The organism is Martelella endophytica (genome assembly GCF_000960975.1).
Lineage (GTDB): Bacteria > Pseudomonadota > Alphaproteobacteria > Rhizobiales > Rhizobiaceae > Martelella > Martelella endophytica.
Map to the genome: position 1 here is coordinate 863,098 of NZ_CP010803.1, position 19,811 is coordinate 882,908.

Sequence of the window (19,811 nt, forward strand, 5' to 3'; positions counted from 1 at the left end):
GTGGGCAAGACGCGGCTTCGCTGCGCTCGTGATGCCGCGCCTTGTTCCTGCAGAACCGGTGGGAGTGCTTGCGTTTAAGATTGCAGGAGACATCTCAGCTTGGCCGAACACCCCTTCAACATATCCTTTTCCCATCTCACGGGATTGAATAATCTCTCCGCGACCGAATAATTATGACAGCGGGAATAGAACAGCAAAAAGCCCCCGCGTTTTTGCGGGGGCTTTTGTGTTTGATATTGTCAGATTTGGTTGCGGGGGCAGAATTTGAAAACTGGTTTGCTTGAACCCAAAGGAGAGAAGCGGACGCCGGTTCTTCAACTTCTGCTCCAATACCTTCTCATGCGCTAACAGAATGGATCCCTCCCCCTTCTCACATGATTGCCTAGCTTGCGGGAAGATGTCTGTTTCAGCAGAGGCAACGCAGAAGCGCCATGTCATTTGCTTTAAAGGAATTTCTAATAGGGAGCCGGGTTCCACTTCACCTGCAAGGATACTAAAGCCAGGCAGACTGCGCGCCTTCTTCGGCGCCGCCCTCTGTGATCCCCTTGATCAGCACCTGGCGTGAACTTTCCAGGTGAGCATGCATTGTGACGCGCGCCGTTTCGGGATCTCCGGCTGCAATCGCGGCGTAGACATCCGTATGTCCGACGAAATCGCTTCCGTAAAATTCCGGATGACTTGCCTCGATGTGATAAAACCGTTCGAATTCGCGGAGAACGCCAACAATGCAGCGATGCAGCCTTTCATTGCGAGAGGCAATCGCAATGATCTCGTGAAATGCATTGTCGATCAGAATCATCCGGGCGATTTCGGTGGCGTCGGGCCTGGCGCGCGGCGCACTCTGCTCGCTGGCTTCTAGAAGCGCCTTTAGTTCATCGGATTGCTCAGTCGAGATTTTCCGTGCTGCAAGTGCTGCCGCCTCGCCGTCGACAAGCGCACGGAAGGCGAAGAGATCCCGGATCGAGGACATATGCAGTGGCGTAACCATGTAGCCACGTCGCGGGATCGCCTGGACGAACCCCTCCATCTGCAGCCGCCCCAAAGCTTCCCGGACCGGCGTCTTGCTCATCTCCAGATTTTTAGCCAGCTCCGCCTCGGTAAAGTCATGCCCCGGCTCGAGACTGCGTTCCACGATGTTCTCGCGAATGCGCCTGTACGCCTTGTCGGTCAGCGACGGAGGCTTTCCGCCGCGCTGCGTGTCGTCTTCCCGCCAACTGAAAATACGCTCTGCTGCCATGCTTCCCTGCTCGCCCCAATTCCAGAGCCGAACCTTAAAAGGTTGGCACCTTATTTGCAATGTCCACTGTAATATATTATGGTGCGTACTTCAAACGCCTCTTCCTTTGAGGCACGGGCCGCGTTGGGCATATCCATATTCTTACGCGTCGTACTCACGGAACCAGACGATACGGAGCCGATGGCAAGCTATTTCATAAGACGATTATTGCTGGGCGTAGCAGTGCTGCTCGTCGCGATGACGATCCTCTTTTTGCTGATCTACACGGTCCCCGGTGACCCCGCGACAATCGCGCTGGGGCCACGGGCGAGCGAGCTGCAAAAGGAAGCATTCCGCCAGCGCATGGGGCTTGACCAACCGCTTGTCATGCAGGCGCTGAATTTCATCTGGTCGCTGCTTCATGGCGATCTCGGCACGGACATCCTCAATCAGAGGCCGGTGACGGCGATGGTGCTTTCCGCACTGCCCAAGACCGTTCTTCTGGCCGTCACGGGGCTTGGCTGGGCTGCCCTGATGGGTATTCCGCTCGGCATCTGGGCAGCCATGCGGCCCGATACCTGGATCGACCGGATCATCGGGCTGATCTCGACCAGTGTGGTCGCCCTGCCGGCATTTCTGATGGCAATTTACGCCCTGATCCTGTTTTCGGTTCAGCTGCGCTGGTTTCCATCGATCGGCGCCGGCGAACCGGGCCATATCGGCGACCAGATCCATCATCTGATCCTTCCCGCCTTTGCCGTCGGCGTTGCCTGGGTCGGCTATATCGCCCGTCTGGTGCGCGTCGCTATGCTCGAAACGCTGGCCGAGCCGCATGTCCGTACCTTCCAGACCTATGGCATCAGCAATCTGCGCATCGTGCTGCGTTGCGTTCTGCCGATCGCCATCGTTCCGGTGATTTCCGTTCTGGGCGTCGGCATGGGCAATCTTCTGTCCGGCGCAGTCCTCGTTGAAGTCGTGTTTTCCCGTCCCGGGCTTGGATCAATGGCCTATGACGCAGTCATCAGCCGCAATTTTCCGGTCGTTCTCGGATCTGTCGTGGTCACCACCGCGCTCTATGTCGTCGCCAATTTTCTGGCGGACATGGCGATTGCGATCCTCGACCCCCGACTGGCAGAAAAGGGTTGACCGATGAGTGAAGTCACGCAGGATATTGCACCGATTGCCAGCCGGCCGGCCCGGTTTGCAACCTTCAGAAGGTTGATGCGCAATCCGACGGGCGCAATCGCGACCATCGTCATCGCTCTCTTCATCGTCGCAGCGATTGCCGCACCGCTTGTCGCTCCCTATGACCCGAATGCGATTGCGCCGCGCGTCAGAATGCAGGGCCCATCGCTTGCCCACTGGCTGGGAACCGATCAGCTTGGCCGCGATCTCCTCAGTCGGGTGATCTATGGCACCCGCACCGCCTTCAAGGTCGCGCTTCTGGGAACGGCCGGCGCGCTGGCCGCAGGTATGGTCATGGGCATGATCGCCGGTCTTGGCTCCAAAATCATCGATAGTTTTCTGGTTCTGATCAATGACTCGGTCAAGTCGCTGCCGCTGGTGCTGTTCGCGCTGGTCCTGGTCTCGATCTACGGGCCGTCGATGACGACGCTGATCTTCGTTATTTCCGCCTCCATGGCGCCCGGATATTTCCGCGTGGTTCGAAATCAGGTTCTCGTCCTGCGCAATGCCGATTTCGTGGTCGCCGCCGAAGCCATTGGCAGTTCCCGCATCCGGCTTGCTGCCTCGCACCTTTTGCCCAACCTCATCGGGCCGATCTTCGTGCTTGTGGCCATGGATATTCCCGCCGTGATCGGCATCGAATCCGGCCTCAGCTTTCTGGGGCAGGGCGTGCAACCGCCCCAATCAAGCTGGGGCAACATGCTGGCGGAGGGCTACACCTATGTCCGCCAGGCGCCGCACATCGCGGTCGCAGCGGGCCTTCCCATCGTGATCACGACAATCGCATTCACCTTCCTTGGCGAAGCCCTGCGCGACGTTCTGGATCCCCGCAAGGTCACGAGGCGCTGATGAGTATGGAACCGGTCCTTTCCCTCAATGATGTCAGCATCGTCTACCCCGGCGACGCGTCAGACGTACGGGCCGTGCGCAATGTCTCGCTCGATGTCGCGCCCGGCGAAACGCTCGGTCTGGTCGGCGAAAGCGGATCGGGCAAGTCGAGCCTCGCCGCCGCCATGCTTGGCCTTCTGCCAGCCGGCGCTCGGGTCGAGGGCACTGTGCAGTTCGAAGGCCAGGAGATGACGCAGCTTGGCGAGACCGAGCGCAGGCGCCTGCGTGGATCCGCGATTGCGGCCATTGCCCAGGATCCTTTCACGGCGCTCAATCCGGTCATGCGGATCGGCAAGCAGATGGTCGAGTTTCAGCACTGGCAGAAGGGGCTCAGCAAAACCGAGCGCTGGAACCGCGCGACAGAAATGCTGGCCCGCGTCGGCCTTTCCGATCCCGAACTTCGCATGCGCCAGTTTCCGCATCAGCTTTCCGGCGGCAGCCGTCAACGCGTAGCCATCGGCGCAGCCCTTCTGGCCGAGCCGCGTCTTCTGATCGCGGACGAGCCGACGACGGCTCTGGATGCGACCACGGAAGCCCAGATTCTCACCATCATGCGGGATGCCAAGGCCGAAATGACCGGCGCGACCGTGTTTATCACCCACGACATCAGCGTCGTGTCGCGGCTCTGCGACCGGGTTGCCGTGCTCTATGCCGGCGAATTGATGGAGACCGGGCCGGTCAGCGACGTGCTTGCCAACCCGCAACATCCCTATACCAGAGCGCTTCTTGACTGCGATCCGGCCCGCATCGACAGGCCAACCAGAACATTGCCGACCATCCCCGGCACTGTTCCGCCGCCAGGGGCCGCGCGCAAGGGCTGCGTCTTCGCTGAACGATGTCCCGCCGCCTTCGCCCGCTGCGCGATCGAGAAACCAAAGCTTCTGAGCTGCGGCGCGGGCTGGAAGAGCGCCTGTCATCTGGTGACGGCATGACCAAGAAAGACAATCTCCTCGAAATCAACGACCTGCAGGTTCGCTATCCGGCAGCAAGCTTCATGGAGCGCCTGCGCGGTGCTGCAAAAGACGTGACCGTTCTGCCCGGCACCTCGCTTTCCATCGAACGCGGCAAGACCGTTGGGCTGATCGGCGAGAGCGGCAGCGGCAAGACAACGCTTGGCCGCGCGATCATGGGGCTCGCGCCGATCTCCGACGGTCAGATCCGCCTCGACAAGGATACCGTGACCTCGCAGACCGACCGCGCCTGGCCCAGCATGCGCCGCAAGACCGCCTTCATGTTTCAGGATGCGGTAGCGTCGCTCGATCCGCGCATGCGCCTTGGACTTTCGGTTACCGAGCCTCTCGTGGTGCATAACGTGCTTGAAGGCGATCGACGGGAGAAGGCCATCGCGCTTTTAGGACTTGTCGGCCTGTCACCCGATTTCGCCGACCGATATCCGCATGAAATTTCCGGCGGACAGGCTCGCCGCGTCACCGTAGCCCGCGCGCTGGCGCTCGAACCGGAGCTGGTTGTCGCCGACGAGCCGACCGCAGGACTTGATCTCTCCGTACAGGGCGAGCTCCTGAACCTTTTGAACGACCTGCAGGCCCGGCTGAACGTAAGCTTCCTGCTGATCACCCACAATCTTGCCGTCGCCCGCCATGTCACCGACCGGATCGCGATCATGTATCTCGGTCGGATCGTTGAGGAAGGGCCCTCCGAACAGGTGTTCCGCTCGCCAGCGCACCCTTACACAAAGGCGCTTCTCGCTGCCAAGGAAACGATCGACGTCGACGGGCTGATTGCCGGTGAGGTTCCAAGCCTCAAGGACCGCCCCGCCGGTTGCGAATTCCGCACCCGCTGTCCGGTCGCCCGCGCCATTTGTGCTGAAAAGGCCCCCGCCGCACGCCGTGGCGAGAATGGCCATGTCGCAACCTGTCATTTTGCCTGGCCCGACAGAAAGCCGATGCAAACCTCCAGACCCCAAGACTGAAACATAAAGCCAAACGAAGGAAATTGACTGACCATGAATGAATTCAAGATCACCCGACGCCAGGCGATGCAGAGACTGGGCGCAGGCGGACTGGCCCTTGCCGTTGGCAACATGGCCGGAACGAGCGCAGTTTGTGCGCAGGAAAACAAGGTTCTGAAGATCCGCAATGACGGCGACATGGAACGTATCGACCCTGCCAGCCGCGGTGGCTGGTACGACGAAACGGTGATGTTTGCGATCTTCTCCGGCCTGGTGCGCTATAGCGATGGCGACAACTGGGACTGGGAGCTGGATGCGGCCACCGTTCTTGACGACAGCGATCCACTCAACATCAAGTTCGAACTGCGCCCCGGCATTCAGTTCACCAACGGTTTCGGCGAAATGACGGCGGAAGACGTCAAGTTTTCCTATGAGCGTTTTGCCGATCCGGCCGTAAACGCGGTTTATGGCTCCGACTGGGCGGCCCTGGATCAGGTGGAAGTGACCGGCAAATATACCGGCGTCATCCGCCTGAAGGAGGCCTTCGCGCCGCTCTTCACCTCGACGTTGCCGAACGCATCCGGCCTGATCATTTCGAAAAAGGCCGTCGAAGCCTCCGGCAAGCCGGACATTGCGACCGACCCGCTGGCCTGCGGCGGTCCCTATCAGCTTGCCGAATGGCGGCCGCGCGAAATCATTCGTCTCACCCGCAATCCGGGCTGGGTCGGACCAGAGCCCTTCTATGACGAGATCCAGCTTTATCCGATTGCGGACGTGACCTCGGCCGAGACCGCTTTCACAGCCGGAGACCTCGACTGCACGCAAATCGCCGTCAATTCGATTCCCGCCTATGAGGGCACGGACAACACCCTGACGGTCAAACCGGCGCTCGGTTATTCCTGGATCGGCATGAATGTCGAAAGTCCGAAGCTTTCCGACATCAAGGTGCGCCGTGCTATCCAGCACGCCGTCAATGTTCAGGAAATCGTCGATGCGACCTTCGGCGGCGTTGTTGATCCGGCCTACGGTCTGGTGCCGCCGCCGCTGATGGGCGCCCGCGATGAGGTGCTCTACGGCTATGACCCCGATCAGGCTCGCGCACTGCTGCAGGAAGCAGGCGCCGACGGTCTCGACCTGTCTCTCTCCTTCGGAACGGACCCGGATATCATGATTGTCGCTCAGGTGCTGCAGGCCCAGCTTGCCGCCGTCGGCATCAACCTTTCGATCCGCCAGATGGACAGCGCCACGATGATTGCCGAAGCCCAGGACAATGAGGGCGGTGGTTATCAGAACATCGAGCTGATCATCGAGCCGTTCACCACCACGCCGGACCCGAGCTGGGTGACGGAATGGTTCACCTGCGATCAGGTCGGCGTATGGAATTTCCAGCGCACCTGCTCGCCGGAATGGGACGAGAAGAACGCTGCAGCGGTGAAGGAAACCGATCCGGCAAAACGTGAGCAGATGTATATCGAGCTGCAGAACGAACTGGAGGAAACAGGAGCCTATGTGTTCCTCTATCATGGTGTGAACGCCTGGGTCACGAAGCCCGGTATCACGCCTGCCTTCAAGCCCGATGCGCAGATCGCTTTCCTGAGAGACTTCAAGGAAGCCTGATGAAACCGGGGGCGGGTCACAAGAGACCCGCCCCTGCCTTTCATTGCCAACCGGCATAGACAAACCGGAACAATAAACTTGCAGAATTTCTCCGTGCGCGTGACCGGCGACAGGCCGGCGCCCTTTCAGCAGATCGTCATTCCGCTTTCCGATGGAACGAAGCTAACAGCACGTCTGTGGCTGCCGGAAACGCCTGCAGCCTCGGAAGTGCCCGTCGTTCTCGAATGGATCCCGTATCGGCAGTCCGACGGCACTGCGCTTGCCGACAGCATGATGCACGGCTACTTCGCCGAGAACGGCATTGCCGCCTGCCGGGTCGACATTCGCGGCTCCGGCAATTCGGAAGGGCTTTTGCGCGACGAATACCTGAAGCAGGAACAGGACGACGCGCTGGAAGTGATCGCCTGGCTCGCAGCGCAGGACTGGTGCAACGGCAATGTCGGTATGATCGGCATTTCCTGGGGCGGCTTTGCCGGCCTGCAGATTGCCGCGCGCCGTCCGCCGGCCCTGAAGGCGATCGTCACCGCCTGTTCGACGGATGACCGCTACAGTGACGACGTGCATTTCATGGGCGGCGCGCTCCTGAACGACGGCCTGCAGTGGGGTGCAGGTCTGTTCACCCAGCTTGGCCGCCCGGCCGACCCGAAACATGCCGGGCAGGATTGGCACGATATCTGGATGAGCAGACTGGAGGGCCTTGAGCCGCCGCTTTCCGGGTGGCTTTCGCACATGGAACGGGACGATTTCTGGAAGCACGGCTCGGTCTGCGAAAACTATAACGACATCGAATGCGCCGTCTTTGCTGTCGGCGGCTGGGTTGACGGCTATTCCGATCCGATCCTGCGCCTGATGGAAAACCTGAATGTGCCCCGCAAGGGTCTGATCGGCCCGTGGACACATATGTACCCGACATGGGGTCAGCCAGGCCCGCAGATCGGCTTCCTGCAGGAATGCATGCGCTGGTGGCGCCACTGGCTGCTAGGCGAGGCGACCGGCATCATGGACGAGCCGATGCTGCGGCTTTGGACCGGTGAGGACCCGAAACCGGATGCCGCATCGCCCGAAATCGGCGGGCACTGGATCGGCCTTGACCAGTGGCCTTCGCAACGGCCGGAAACGGTCCTGTTTGCAGATGATCGTTGTCTTTGCGAAACGCCGGGCGAGACGGAACGCGAAATCGTGCTCGACAGCCCGCTGACGCTGGGTGCGACCGGCGGCGAATGGTGCCCGCTTGATGCGGGCGGCAACGGACCCGAATTTGCCGGTGACCAGAGCGCTGATGACGGGCAATCGCTCTGTTTCGAAACATGCTGCCTTGAAAAGCCACTGCATCTCGTTGGCCATGCTGTGCTGCGGCTTCGAGTTGCCTTCAAGCCAGGCCGCGCGCTGCTGGTCATCCGGCTGAATGAAGTTCTCGCCGATGGCCGGTCGGCCCGGGTGACATTTATCGCAAGACGCCTGAGACGCCTCGAAGGCATCGGACCGGACGAGCCCTTTGACGTCGAGATCCCGATCAATGCGGTCGCACACCGGTTTTCGCCGGGCAGCAGGTTGCGGCTTGCTCTTTCGACAAGTTACTGGCCGATGATCTGGCCGGAGCCCACCGAAAATGCCATCAGGCTTCAGCCCGGAAGTCTGAAGCTGACACTGCCGGGCATGCCGACGGAAGCCGACCTCAGACAGCCGGAGTTCGGTGAGGCCGTTCATGCCGCCCCTGTCGAAAGCGTGATCCATGTCGCTCCGGAGTATCGACGGTGGATGACCCTCGATCAGGCCAGCGGCAAGGTCGCAGTCTGTTCGCAGGACACGCCGTCGACCTGGGAGATCGACGGGCTCAAGATCACGGGCCGCTATGACCACGACTATGCAATCCTGCCGCGTCAGGGGCAGTCCGCGCGTGCAGGCTTTCAGTTTTCCCAGACCTATGAACGCGACGGCTGGAAAGTATCGATCGACACGGACACGCAGGTCTGCTGGGAGGGTGGCAAACTGGCGCTGAGATCGCGCTTCACCGCTCATGAGGCCGGCCGCCTCGTATTCGAGCGCAACTGGACCCAGCATTTTGACTATTGAGGCAAATCATGACTGACATTGTTGACGTAACGAAGGTTCCCGCGCGGCAGGGGCGCATGATCGCGCTCAATGCCGGAGATATGGTTGATGTCGTGAACACGCACGGCGGCCAGGTCGTCGACACCTGGGCGTTTTCCCGCGACAATCCGGCGGAATACATGTCGATGGAGCACAGCCATGTGCTGCACTACCGGCTGAACTTCAAACCCGGCGATGCGCTGTGCACCGACGCCTGGCGCACGATCATGACCTTTGTCGAGGACACCTCTCCGGGTATTCACGACACGCTCTGCCCCGCCTGTTGCGAGCCGAGCTACAACATTTTTTACGGCCACAAGGGCTATCATGCCAATTGCAGCGACAACCTGAAGGGTCAGTTCGAGAAGCTCGGCGTGCCGTTCCATCGTGTGCCGACGCCGTGGAACCTGTTCATGGAAACGATCGTCGAAAACAACAATACGCTGAGAGATATGCCGAGCACGACGAAGCGCGGCCAGTATGTCCGCCTGCGCGCGGAGATGGACTGCTATTTCGCCGTCTCCGCCTGCCCCCAGGACCTGATCGTCATCAACGGCGAAGACGGCGTTCCGCGTGACATCGAACTGCATGTCCACCGCGCCAAGAGCAGCACCTGAACTTTCGTGAGGCACCTCTCGAATTGCCGGCCTGCCGGCACGTGCCCATCGACGCGCCATGGTTTGCGAACCGACTATCTTCCTTTTCGACGTGGAAACGGAGCAATCGCTCACCATCGGCTGAAGCGGACTGGGGCGCGTCCCAATCAGGCGAAGTGGCAGGCCGCGCGATGGCCGGGCCTGACCGGCTTCAGAAGCGGATCTTCCTGACGACAGATGTCCTGCGCCATCGGACACCGTGAAGCGAAACGGCATCCTTTCGGGATGTTCATCGGGCTCGGGAGATCGCCGGAAACCGGCGGCCGGAAACGCTTGCCCGTCGGGCGCGGCGGCAGGATGGCCGAGACGAGCGCCTGCGTGTAGGGATGCCGCGGATCGTCGAGAACCGTCCTGACCGGCCCTTCTTCGACAATCCGGCCGAGATACATCACCGCGATGTCATCGGCGATGTGGCGGACGATGCCGAGGTCGTGAGAGATGAAAACATAGCCGAGCCCCATCTTCTCCTGGATGTCTTGGAAAAGATTGACGATCTGCGCCTGAACGGAGACGTCGAGGGCGGCAACCGGCTCGTCGGCGACGATGAGATCCGGTTCCATCGTCAGGGCGCGGGCAATGCAGATGCGCTGCCGCTGGCCGCCGGAGAATTCGTGCGGGTAGCGCGAGACGATTTCCGGCGAGAGGCTGACGGCCTCCAGCATCTCGGCGACCTTCTCGCGCCGGTTTTCGATACCGTTGAGATACATCGGCTCAGCGACGCTGTCGCCGATCTTCATGCGCGGATCGAGCGAGCCCATCGGGTCCTGAAACACCATCTGGAACCGCCTGCGCAGTGCCTGCAGCTTTCGCCCCTTGAGACGTGAGATATTCTCTCCCTCGAACTCGATGGCGCCGCCTGTCGGCTCCAGAAGCCGGATCAGAACGCGCCCGAGCGTCGATTTTCCGCAGCCGGATTCGCCGACAAGGCCCAGCGTGCGGCCGCGATAGAGCCTGAGATCGACGCCATCGACGGCGCGCAGCCATGCTTTCGGCTCGTGCGACAGAAGCCTGCGGCCGACGGGAAAGCGTTTCTCGAGGGCATGCACTTCCATCAGGGGCGTTTCTGTGCGGTCAGGTCTTGGCATGGTCGAAAGCTCTGATACAGGCGGATGTGTGACCGGCGGTGACAGGACGCGGTTCCGGAAGCGCCGCATCGCAGGCGGACATGCGGTGCGCGCAGCGGGTCGCGAAACGACAGCCCGGCGGCAGATCGGCAAGCTTCGGCACGGTTCCGGGGATGGTCTCCAGCCGGCGCACCTCCTCTCGGCCCGGGATCGAGCGGATGAGGGCCTGCGAATAGGGATGCGACGGCGCGTCGAAGAAATCATTGACCGAGGCCGTCTCCATCACCCGCCCGCAATACATCACCGCCACCCTGTCGGCGAAATTGGCGATGACGCCGAGATCGTGGGTGATCAACAGGATCGACAGGTTGGACTGTTCGCGCAGATCCATCAGGAGGTCGAGGATCTGCGCCTGCACGGTGACGTCGAGGGCGGTCGTCGGCTCGTCCGCCAGAAGCATCTCCGGCTCGCAGGCAAGCGCCATGGCGATCATCACCCGCTGGCGCAGACCACCCGAGAGCTCGTGCGGATAGGCCTTGAGCCGCCCGGCTGCATCGGGGATCTTGACCCTGTCGAGCAGGTCCTTCGCCCGGATCAGCGCATCCTTCATCTGCAAGCCGTGATGCGCACGCAAGGTCTCGGCGATCTGGCGGCCGACCGTCAGAACCGGGTTCAGCGACGACATGGGGTCCTGGAAGATCATCGAAATCCTCCGGCCGCGCAGCGCCGTCATCTGCTTTTCCGGCAGGTTGACGAGGTTGCGGCCCGCGAAGCGGACCTCGCCCTCGACCTTAGCACTTTCAGGCAGGAGGCCGATCATGGCCATGGCGGTCGCCGATTTCCCTGAACCGCTTTCGCCGACAAGCCCGAGAACTTCGCCCGGCTTCACCGAGAACGAGCAGCGTTCCACGGCGGGCAGAAGCGTGCCGCCGGAATTGAACTTCACCGTCAGGTCGCGGACATCGAGAAGCGGGGAGTTGTCAGCCATGCGCGCCTCCTCTCGGATCGAGCCGTTCGCGCAGGCCGTTGCCGAGCATGTTGATACCCCAGACCACGAGGATGATGGCGACGCCGGCGCTGTCGGCAACCCACGGCGCGACGAAGAGACGGTCGCGCCCCTCGGCCAGGACATTGCCCCAGCTCGGTGTCGGCGGCGGTACGCCGAGGCCGAGGAAGGAAAGCGCCGTCTCGGTCAGGATCATCTGCGCCACCTGCAGGGTCGAGATGACGATGATCATCGGCAGCAGATGCGGCAGGATATGGCGACGGATGATGTACCACCCCGCCCCGCCCTGCACACGCGCCGCCTCGATGAACGGACGCTCCTTCAGCGATAGCGTCAGCCCGTAGACAACGCGGGCATAAACCATCCAGGAGGAGACGCCGAGCACGAGCACGATGTTCAGCAGGCTACCGCCGAGCGTTGCCACGATCAGGATTGCGAGCAGGATTTCGGGGAAGGCCAGATGCGCATCGGCAAAGCGCATGATGAAGGTTCCGAGCCGGCCGCCGCGATAGGACGCGACCACGCCGGCAAGCGAGCCGATGGTACAGGACAAGAGCATGGAGCTGATGCCGACAAGAATGGAAACGCGTGCGCCGTAGATCAGCCGGGAGAGAACGTCACGCCCATAATTGTCTGTGCCGAGAATGTGCTCCCAGCTTCCCTTGCTGCTCCAGACCGGCGGGCTCAGGCGGTTGAACAGGTCCTGCGTGAGCGGATCGGACGGCGCAATCTGAGGCGCGAAGATTGCAACGACCGCGAAGATGAAAACGATCAGCGTTCCGACGATGATCTTGAAACGGGCTCCGAACATCCGCTCAATCCAGATTGATACGCGGATCAACCATCGCAAGAAGCAGGTCCGCGACAAGGTTGGCGAGCACGATTGCAAGACAGGTGATGGTGACCGTGGCGACCACCACGGGCACGTCGCGCTGGTAGACCGCGCCGATCATCAGCCGGCCGATACCTGGCCAGGCGAAGATCGTTTCCGTGACCACCGAGCCGCCGACCAGCCGGCCCATCTGCAGGCCGAAGAAGCTGATGATCGGGTTGAGCGCGTTCGGCAGCACATGCCTGAGCAGTATGTAGCCCTTCTTCAGCCCTTTCGACCGGGCGGTCGTGACATATTGCTCAGCGCCTGCCTCCAGCACCGCCGTGCGGGTGATCAGCACGAGGTTCGGCGCAATGAAGGCGGCAAGGGTGACGGCGGGCAGGACAAGATATCTAAGCCCGCCCGTGCCCGAGGTCGGGAGCCAGCCGAGCTGCAGCGCGAAAAGCTGCACCAGCAGGATGCCGAGCCAGAAACTCGGCATCGACTGTCCGGCCACGGCGACGGTCGAGATCACCATGTCGATCCAGCGATCCTTGTAGATCGCCGAGACCAGACCGCCGACCAGGCCGAAAACCAGCGCCAGCACCAAAGATGCGCCGATCAACTCGAAGGTAGCGCCGAGACGGCTCACCACGATGTCGAGGGCGGGCGCCTGAAACTGCAGCGACCGCCCGAAATCAAGCGTCAGGATATCGGCGAGAAAGCGCCAGTACTGGACGATCAGCGGCTGATCAAGCCCCAGCTGACGACGCAATGTCTCGATCTGTTCCGGCGTTGCCGTGATATCGAGATAAAGCGTCGCCGGATCACCGGTGAGCCGCAACACGAAGAAGGTTGCGGTAATCACCAGCAGCAGCGTTATCGGAACCGTTATCAGTTGCCGGATTGTGAATTGAAACACGCTGTCTCCCGTCTGACTTTGGTTGGCCGGGAAAGTCGATCCCGATCAGACGACCAGGATCTCCTCGTTGTCGAAGGCGTCGGACAGAAGCACCGGCCCGCTCTCGGTGATGTGGTAGAGGTCTTCCATGTGAAGCCCTTTCTCGCCGACGAAACGGATGCGCGTTTCGACCGTGCACACCATTCCGGGTTCGAAAACCGTGTTTTCTTCCGGCTTGATCATCGGATACTCATGTAGCTCAAGCCCGATCGAGTGGCCGTTATGGGCAAACGGGAACGGAAGGCCGTGTTTGGCATGAAGCTTTGCAGCCACATCAAAAAGCTGACCGCCGGTGTTTCCGGGCCTGAGCATATCGGCGATCGTGTGATGGATTTCCCTGAGCCGCTTCCAGATGTCCTGTTCTTCGGCGGTGGGCTTGCCCATCTTCGCGGTGCGTCCGACATTCGACGGATAGGCGCCGGGATACCAACCGCCGCTGTCGGCCTTCACATAGTCGCCCTTCTGCACCTGATAGCCTGTCGGTGCTGCGTGCGGGAAACCGGTGTTGGGGCCGGCGTTGATATGGTTGAAGGCGACGATATCGGCACCCGACAGCATGATCCCGTCGGCCAGCCGGCGTGAAAGACTGTATTCGGTCTCACCGACGCGCGTGGTCGCGAAGGTCGCGAGCATGGCCTTTTCCGTTCCGCGGAAAGCCTCCTGGAGCGTCGCAACCTCGCGGCTGGTCTTGATCGAACGCACCTTGCGAAACAACGGATCGCAGGCATCGACCTTGAGGTTCGGAAGCTGTTCCTTCAGCGACAGCAGATATTTCGCGGCGAAATATTCAAGCTCAATGCCGATCTTGCCATCGGCAAGACCCAGCTCCTTGAGCACATCGGCCAGAAGATCGGTGGGCTTGACGAAGAACTCGCGATAGCCGCGAATATCCTCGATCCAGGTCTTCTGGCGCACATAGGCCTCTTCGACCTGGCACAGGATGAAGACCGGATCGCGCCCCTTGGCCCAGACGATGAAGCCCAGGCGATCGCGGATCGACTTCATTGTGTCGATCATGACATCGGAGATATAGCGGACGTTTTCGGGCGAGCAGGCGACGATTGCATCGAATTCGCTGGCCTCGAGCTCAGCGCGCAGGCGGGGGATATCCCCCATGGCGTCTGCAGCAGTTTTCATGTCTTTGAATTCCTTGGAGGTGGGGGCCGTTCCGAATCCGGAGATCGGTTCGGAACGGCTAAGTCATTTCAGGAAAGCTTCGCGTCGTGCATGCGAAGGATCTTGTCGGACGGTGCGCCCCAGCCCTCGAGCCCGGTCGACTTGCCGTAGACTGTCGGCAGCCCGAAGAGGAAGACCGCGGGGCATTCCTCGTGCATGATCTCCGTCATGCGATGGTAGGCGGCAAGACGGGCTTCGGTATCCACGGTTGAACGGCCGGCGACGAACTCCTTCTCGTATTCGTCGTTTTCCCAGTAAGCGCGTCCCGAAGCCTGGGTAAACCAGACCATCGCGAAGTCGGCATCGCCGAGGCTGTACCAGCCGACCATGTGCATCGGACCCATATTGTGCGCGGTCGACATCTTCGAATAGACGCCCTGCTCGACGACATTGACCGTCGTCTTCACGCCGACATCCCCGAACATCGCGGCAATGACATTGCAAATGTCGACATCGGCGAGATATTTGCCGGACCGTGTGGTGATCGAGGTCTCGAAACCGTCGGGATAGCCCGCCTCGGCGAGCAGCGCCTTGGCCTTCTCCGGGTCGTAGGAAAAGGGCTCCAGATCGGGGTTGAACCCAAACGTGTTGCTGGTCAGCATCTGGCCCTGCAACACCGTGCCGCGGCCCATCAGCAGCTTGTCGAGGATCGCCTGCTTGTTGACGGCGTAGTTCAGCGCCTGACGGACGCGCGGATCGCTGAATTCCTTGAGGCTCGTGTCGAAGGTCAAAAGCAGGCCGACAGTCGACTCGACAGCATCGACGACGGCAGTGCCGGACTTGTCGATAGTTCCCAAAAGGTCGATCGGCAGCTCTTCGGCAATTGCAACTTCACCCGCCATAAGGCTTGCGACGCGCGTGGAGCCTTCCGGCACCTGACGCAGCGTAAGGGTTGCGGAAGCCGGCGGCTCGCCCCAGTAATCTTCGAATGCGGTAAAGGAGATCCTGTCTCCGGGCGTCCATTCATTCAGCACGAACGGCCCCGTTCCCATCGGCTTTGTTGTCATGCCGTCGCGCCCGACGGATTCGACGTAGTGCTTCGGCTCGATCACGATGTTGGAAAGACCATTCAGAAGCGTCGGGAACGGTCCGTCAGTAACGATACGCACGGTCGTGTCGTCGACAATCTCGACGGAGCTGATCTGGGAGATGCGGGCACGCGAACCGTAATTGTTTTCCGGGTCAAGCACATAGTCGAGCGTGAACTTCACATCCGCGGCGGTAAACGGCTTGCCGTCGTGAAAGACGACACCCTCGCGAAGATGAAAGAGCCAAGTGGAGTCGTCTTTGGCTTCCCAACTCGCGGCAAGACCGGGGACCAGCGATCCGTCATTCTGGCGCGAGACGAGCGATTCCAGCATCTGCTTGATGACCGAAAGCGACGCAAAGCTGCTGAAGCCGGTGATCAGCGAATCCGGCAGTCCCTGAACCGCGACGACAAGATCCGAACCCTGTGCGAATGCGGGAAAGCCCGCGAATGCGGCGAGCGCTCCAGTGGCCGCACTAGCGGCAAGGAACCCACGGCGTGTTAAGGAAGGCGTCTTAGGAGGCATGTTTTAGTTCCCTTTCCTTTTATGACTTGGGGACGTGGACCGCCCCTTACCTTTCGACGACCGCGGAAACGATCGTCATTTCCCACCAACCTCCTCTTGGTTGGCAGAATCCGTCTCAGCCTCGTGGCCACTTCGCCTGGCCCAGTTGGCCTTCATCGCGGCAGCCGCGTTTGCGATGTGCAAAGCAGACCGTCGACGCGCCTCCTCAGCGTCGCCGGCCTCGATTGCGTCGAAAATGGCCCTGATCTCGGCCACAGCGGCTGGCATGCGATCAGGCTCCGCCAGCGTGATGCTGCGCAGCAGCTGGATGCGCCCGTGGATGATGCGTAGCATCTCCGCCATGGTGCCGTTGCCGCAACGCTGGATCAGGGCTTCATAGAATGCGTTCTTGGCCCTGCGCATGCCCAGCGGATCGCCCGTCTGAAGCGCGACCTCAACCTTGACGACTTCGCTGCGCAGCGCGGCAAGGTCTTCGGCCGTCCCTTTCTGCACAAAGGACATGGCGGCGCCGCCTTCCAGCACGCCACGCGCCACGTAGATTTCCTCAGCCTCCTCCAGAGACAATGTCCTGATGAAAAGCCCGCCGCTGACGCCCGCCTGCAGAAGCCCCTCGGCCTCCAGCGAGCGCATCGCCTCGCGGACGAGCGGACGGCTCACGCCAAGCTGCTCGCACAGCTCGCGTTCGACGAGCCTGTCCCCCGGCAGAAGAATACCTTCCGAGATCATGGTCCGGAGTCCGTCCTGAACCTGTGTCCTGACCGGTGCGGTGACGCGTGTCACTGTGAACATTCAACAATTCCGTCTTTCGGTAATCTTGTCTGACAGACTCACTAGCATACCGACCGACATGAGTCTAGAAATGTTTGAGCGACTCGCAATGCGAGACACCCGACTTGAGCAGGAGCTAGGTATGAGTTTTAAGCCCGACACTTCGATCGGTTTGATCGGCAGAGGTGCGATCGGCGGCGCGATCGCTGCGGCCATCGAAAGCGGTTCACTTCCCGGTCTCGTTCTGACTGCGGTTCTGACGCGCACACCTCCCTTGGAAGGTGCGTCCGAGATCTGGTGCGGCAATCTCAAGGGGTTTCTGGCGCGCACGCCCGATCTGGTCATCGAAGCCGCTGGCCCGGAAGCGTTCGCCACGCTGGTACCCAGCGTGCTGGCAAACGGCTGCGACGTGATTGCGGTTTCGGTTGCGGCTCTGGCGGATGATGTCGTGGAAGCGGCCGTGAACGCCGCCATCGCAAAGTCCGGTGCAAGGCTGCATGTGGCAAGCGGCGCGATCGGCGCGCTCGATTCGCTTGCCGCCGCACGGGAACTGGGTCTCGATTCGGTCGAACTCGTGCAGCGCAAGCCGCACGCGGCTTTTCCCGGCGTCGACCTGCAGCCGGGCATGACCCAGATCGTGTCGACGGGTACGGCCCGCGATGCCGCAATCGCCTTTCCCCGAAACTCCAACATCGCCGCGGCCGTCGCCCTGGCCGGCGTTGGCTTCGATCAAACGCGCGTCACTGTCGTCGCAGATCACGAAGCGACGACCAATCAGGCTGAGTTGAAGGTGAGCGGTCGCTTCGGCCGTTTCGATCTGACGATCCAGAACCGGCCGAGCGAAGCCAATGCCCGTACGGCCGCCATCACCGCCCAGAGCGTCATTTCCGCCTTGCGTCGCAGCCGTGCAGCGATCGCCGTCCCCGCATGAACCCACTAGAACAGGAGACTTGTCATGACCTATACCGTCGTTGCCCGCGACCCTGATACCGCCCGCCTTGGCGTTGTCATTGCCACCCGCGCTCCGGTCGTAGGTGCGCGCTGCCCCGTCGTGGTTCCTCACTTTGGTGCCGCGAGCGTGCAGCTCATCGCCAGCCCGCCGCTGACGCAGCTCTGCGCCCGCCTCATCAGCCAGGGTTACTCCGCGCCAAAGGTGCTGGAGGAACTCAAATCCAGCGATCCGCATATCCAGCGCCGGCAGATCGGCATCGTCGATGTCGCCGGCAACACGGCCGCCTTCAGCGGCCCGACGACAAATGGTTTTTCCGGCCATATCCTCGGGGAGCAGTTCGTGGCCATGGGTAACGCCGTCATCTCGGAAGAGGTCGTGAACGCCATGGCGGCGATCATGAAGGACCGCAGCGACCTCGCCTTCGCCGACCGTCTTATGGCCGCGATCGAGGCCGGCACGGAAGCGGGCGGTCAGGCCGACGGCCAGTTTTCGGGCGGCATTCTCGTCTATGACCGAGACAATTTTGCTGAAATCGACCTTCGCGTCGACCGCGCCGAAGGCGCCGTCGCGGAACTGAGGAAGCTCTACGACTGGTACCGCCCCCTCATTCCCTACTACGTCGAACGCGCCACCGACCCCTACATGGAGCGCGACGACCACTGGCGTGCACGGCAAGCCCGAGAGGGAGAGCGTCAATAAACCCATTCGGCCGGAGCGTTTTACTTTCCGGCGTACCGCAGGATCACAACGACAAGGCGCCCTTGGTGCGCCAAAGACAGCCGGCGCTCTGAGCACCAGATCCGCGCCCCTGTCCGTTTCGCCGATGCTGGTCCCGGTCGCGAGGGAACAGCTCGCTAGCGTGTCGTCCGGAACAGCCCGGCCTTGTCGGCGGGCAGGCCGCGCCAGTAGGACGGCGGCGCATCGATGGTGGCGCCGAGATCGGCGGCGGCGTGCCAGGGCCAGCGCGGATCGTAGAGAAGGCTGCGGCCGAGCGCCACGAAATCCGCCTTGCCTTCCTCGATGATGGCATTCGCCTGCGCCGCATCGGTAATCAGGCCGACTGCGAAGGTGGCGAGGCCGGTTTCCTTGCGGATCGCATCAGCGAAGCGGACCTGATAGCCGGGGCCGGGCTTGATCTGCTGCTGCGGCACGAGGCCGCCGGACGAGGCATCGATGAAATCGGCACCGCGGGCGGCGAGCGCCTTGGCAAAGGCGACCGTCTGGTCGCAATCCCATCCGCCTTCCATCCAGTCGGAGGCGGAAACGCGCACGCCGACAGGCTTGTCGGCCGGGAAAGCGGCCCGCACGGCCTCGAAGACCTCCAGCGGAAACCGCATCCGGTTTTCGAGCGACCCGCCATAGGCATCCGTGCGATGGTTGGACAGTGGCGAGAGGAACTCGTGCAGGAGATAGCCGTGGGCTGCATGGAGCTCGATCCCGTCGATACCGAGACGGGCGGCCCGCTTTGCCGCATCGACAAAGTCGTCACGAATGCGCACGAGGCCAGCGGCATCGATTTCGCTCGGCAGGCGGTCACCGTCCTTCAGCGCGATCGGAGACGGGGCGAAGGTCTCCCACCCGCCCTCTTCCAGCGGAATCAACTGTCCGCCGTCCCAGGGCTTGTGGCTGGAAGCCTTCCGCCCGGCATGACCAAGCTGGATGAAGACGGCGCAGTTCTCAACCTCTCTCACGGCTTCCAGCGTGGTCTTGAGGGCGGCTTCGGTGGCATCGTCGTAAAGCCCGAGATCGCCGGGCGTGATGCGACCGGCGGGCTCGACCGCGGTCGCCTCGATGATGACGATGCCGGCACCGGACAGCGCGAGATTGCCGAGATGCACCGTATGCCAATGATTGGCCCTGCCATCCACCGCGCGATACTGGCACATCGGCGAAACGACGATGCGGTTCTTGAGCGTCAGGCTCCGCATTTCGAAGGGCGTAAACAGCTTGGTCATTGC

General features: G+C 61.6%; 18 protein-coding genes. 9 read left to right on the forward strand and 9 right to left on the reverse strand.

Going from position 1 to position 19,811, the window contains the following annotated elements; genetic code table 11:
- Nucleotides 1-493 precede the first annotated feature (493 nt).
- The gene (locus TM49_RS03985) at nt 494-1,237 is read right to left on the reverse strand and encodes a GntR family transcriptional regulator (RefSeq protein ID WP_045679635.1); all 744 of its coding nucleotides are present in this window, start codon (nt 1,235-1,237) and stop codon (nt 494-496) included.
- A gap of 180 nt (nt 1,238-1,417) precedes the next feature.
- Here TM49_RS03985 and TM49_RS03990 point away from each other — a divergent pair, with 180 nt between their 5' ends.
- The 7 genes from TM49_RS03990 (at nt 1,418) to TM49_RS04020 (ending at nt 9,523) form a co-directional block, all read left to right on the forward strand.
- Complete coding sequence (locus tag TM49_RS03990) at nt 1,418-2,362, forward strand: ABC transporter permease (protein ID WP_045679636.1); 945 nt, start codon at nt 1,418-1,420, stop codon at nt 2,360-2,362.
- A 3-nt stretch (nt 2,363-2,365) separates the two neighbouring features.
- Nucleotides 2,366-3,250 (forward strand): ABC transporter permease, encoded by an 885-nt coding sequence (locus TM49_RS03995; protein WP_082074609.1) that lies wholly within the window; start codon nt 2,366-2,368, stop codon nt 3,248-3,250.
- Entirely contained in the window at nt 3,250-4,221 is a 972-nt protein-coding gene (locus TM49_RS04000) for an ABC transporter ATP-binding protein (protein WP_201777027.1), read from the forward strand. Before TM49_RS03995 ends, TM49_RS04000 begins: the two co-directional genes overlap by 1 nt.
- Complete coding sequence (locus TM49_RS04005) at nt 4,218-5,219, forward strand: ABC transporter ATP-binding protein (protein WP_082074610.1); 1,002 nt, start codon at nt 4,218-4,220, stop codon at nt 5,217-5,219. The genes TM49_RS04000 and TM49_RS04005 overlap by 4 nt, the downstream gene beginning before the upstream one ends.
- Before the next feature lie 33 nt (nt 5,220-5,252).
- On the forward strand, nt 5,253-6,815 hold the full coding sequence (locus TM49_RS04010) for an ABC transporter substrate-binding protein (RefSeq protein WP_052699703.1): 1,563 nt from the start codon (nt 5,253-5,255) through the stop codon (nt 6,813-6,815).
- 78 nt (nt 6,816-6,893) lie between these two features.
- Entirely contained in the window at nt 6,894-8,888 is a 1,995-nt protein-coding gene (locus TM49_RS04015) for a CocE/NonD family hydrolase (RefSeq protein WP_045679638.1), read from the forward strand.
- A gap of 8 nt (nt 8,889-8,896) precedes the next feature.
- Entirely contained in the window at nt 8,897-9,523 is a 627-nt protein-coding gene (locus tag TM49_RS04020; RefSeq protein ID WP_045679639.1) for a DUF1989 domain-containing protein, read from the forward strand.
- 146 nt (nt 9,524-9,669) lie between these two features.
- On the opposite strand, the gene TM49_RS04025 is transcribed toward TM49_RS04020, so the two are convergent.
- The 7 genes from TM49_RS04025 to TM49_RS04055 form a co-directional block, all read right to left on the reverse strand.
- Nucleotides 9,670-10,614: an ABC transporter ATP-binding protein gene (locus TM49_RS04025; RefSeq protein ID WP_244464792.1), complete on the reverse strand. Its 945-nt coding sequence runs from the start codon at nt 10,612-10,614 to the stop codon at nt 9,670-9,672.
- Nucleotides 10,615-10,633: 19 nt separating this feature from the next.
- Entirely contained in the window at nt 10,634-11,614 is a 981-nt protein-coding gene (locus TM49_RS04030) for an ABC transporter ATP-binding protein (protein WP_045679641.1), read from the reverse strand.
- On the reverse strand, nt 11,607-12,443 hold the full coding sequence (locus tag TM49_RS04035; protein ID WP_052699705.1) for an ABC transporter permease: 837 nt from the start codon (nt 12,441-12,443) through the stop codon (nt 11,607-11,609). Before TM49_RS04035 ends, TM49_RS04030 begins: the two co-directional genes overlap by 8 nt.
- 4 nt (nt 12,444-12,447) lie before the next feature.
- Entirely contained in the window at nt 12,448-13,365 is a 918-nt protein-coding gene (locus TM49_RS04040; protein WP_045679643.1) for an ABC transporter permease, read from the reverse strand.
- Between the two features lie 45 nt (nt 13,366-13,410).
- Entirely contained in the window at nt 13,411-14,541 is a 1,131-nt protein-coding gene (locus TM49_RS04045) for a M24 family metallopeptidase (RefSeq protein ID WP_082074611.1), read from the reverse strand.
- 68 nt (nt 14,542-14,609) lie between these two features.
- Entirely contained in the window at nt 14,610-16,133 is a 1,524-nt protein-coding gene (locus TM49_RS04050) for an ABC transporter substrate-binding protein (RefSeq protein ID WP_045679645.1), read from the reverse strand.
- A 75-nt stretch (nt 16,134-16,208) separates the two neighbouring features.
- The gene (locus TM49_RS04055; RefSeq protein ID WP_052699706.1) at nt 16,209-16,922 is read right to left on the reverse strand and encodes a GntR family transcriptional regulator; all 714 of its coding nucleotides are present in this window, start codon (nt 16,920-16,922) and stop codon (nt 16,209-16,211) included.
- 121 nt (nt 16,923-17,043) lie between these two features.
- Between TM49_RS04055 and TM49_RS04060 the strand changes: the two genes are divergently transcribed.
- Together TM49_RS04060 and TM49_RS04065 are read left to right on the forward strand one after the other, a co-directional pair.
- Nucleotides 17,044-17,832 (forward strand): aspartate dehydrogenase, encoded by a 789-nt coding sequence (locus tag TM49_RS04060; protein ID WP_045679646.1) that lies wholly within the window; start codon nt 17,044-17,046, stop codon nt 17,830-17,832.
- A gap of 24 nt (nt 17,833-17,856) precedes the next feature.
- The gene (locus tag TM49_RS04065; protein ID WP_045679647.1) at nt 17,857-18,552 is read left to right on the forward strand and encodes a DUF1028 domain-containing protein; all 696 of its coding nucleotides are present in this window, start codon (nt 17,857-17,859) and stop codon (nt 18,550-18,552) included.
- A 155-nt stretch (nt 18,553-18,707) separates the two neighbouring features.
- On the opposite strand, the gene TM49_RS04070 is transcribed toward TM49_RS04065, so the two are convergent.
- On the reverse strand, nt 18,708-19,808 hold the full coding sequence (locus TM49_RS04070) for an NADH:flavin oxidoreductase/NADH oxidase (RefSeq protein ID WP_045684739.1): 1,101 nt from the start codon (nt 19,806-19,808) through the stop codon (nt 18,708-18,710).
- Between the last annotated feature and the right edge of the window lie 3 nt (nt 19,809-19,811).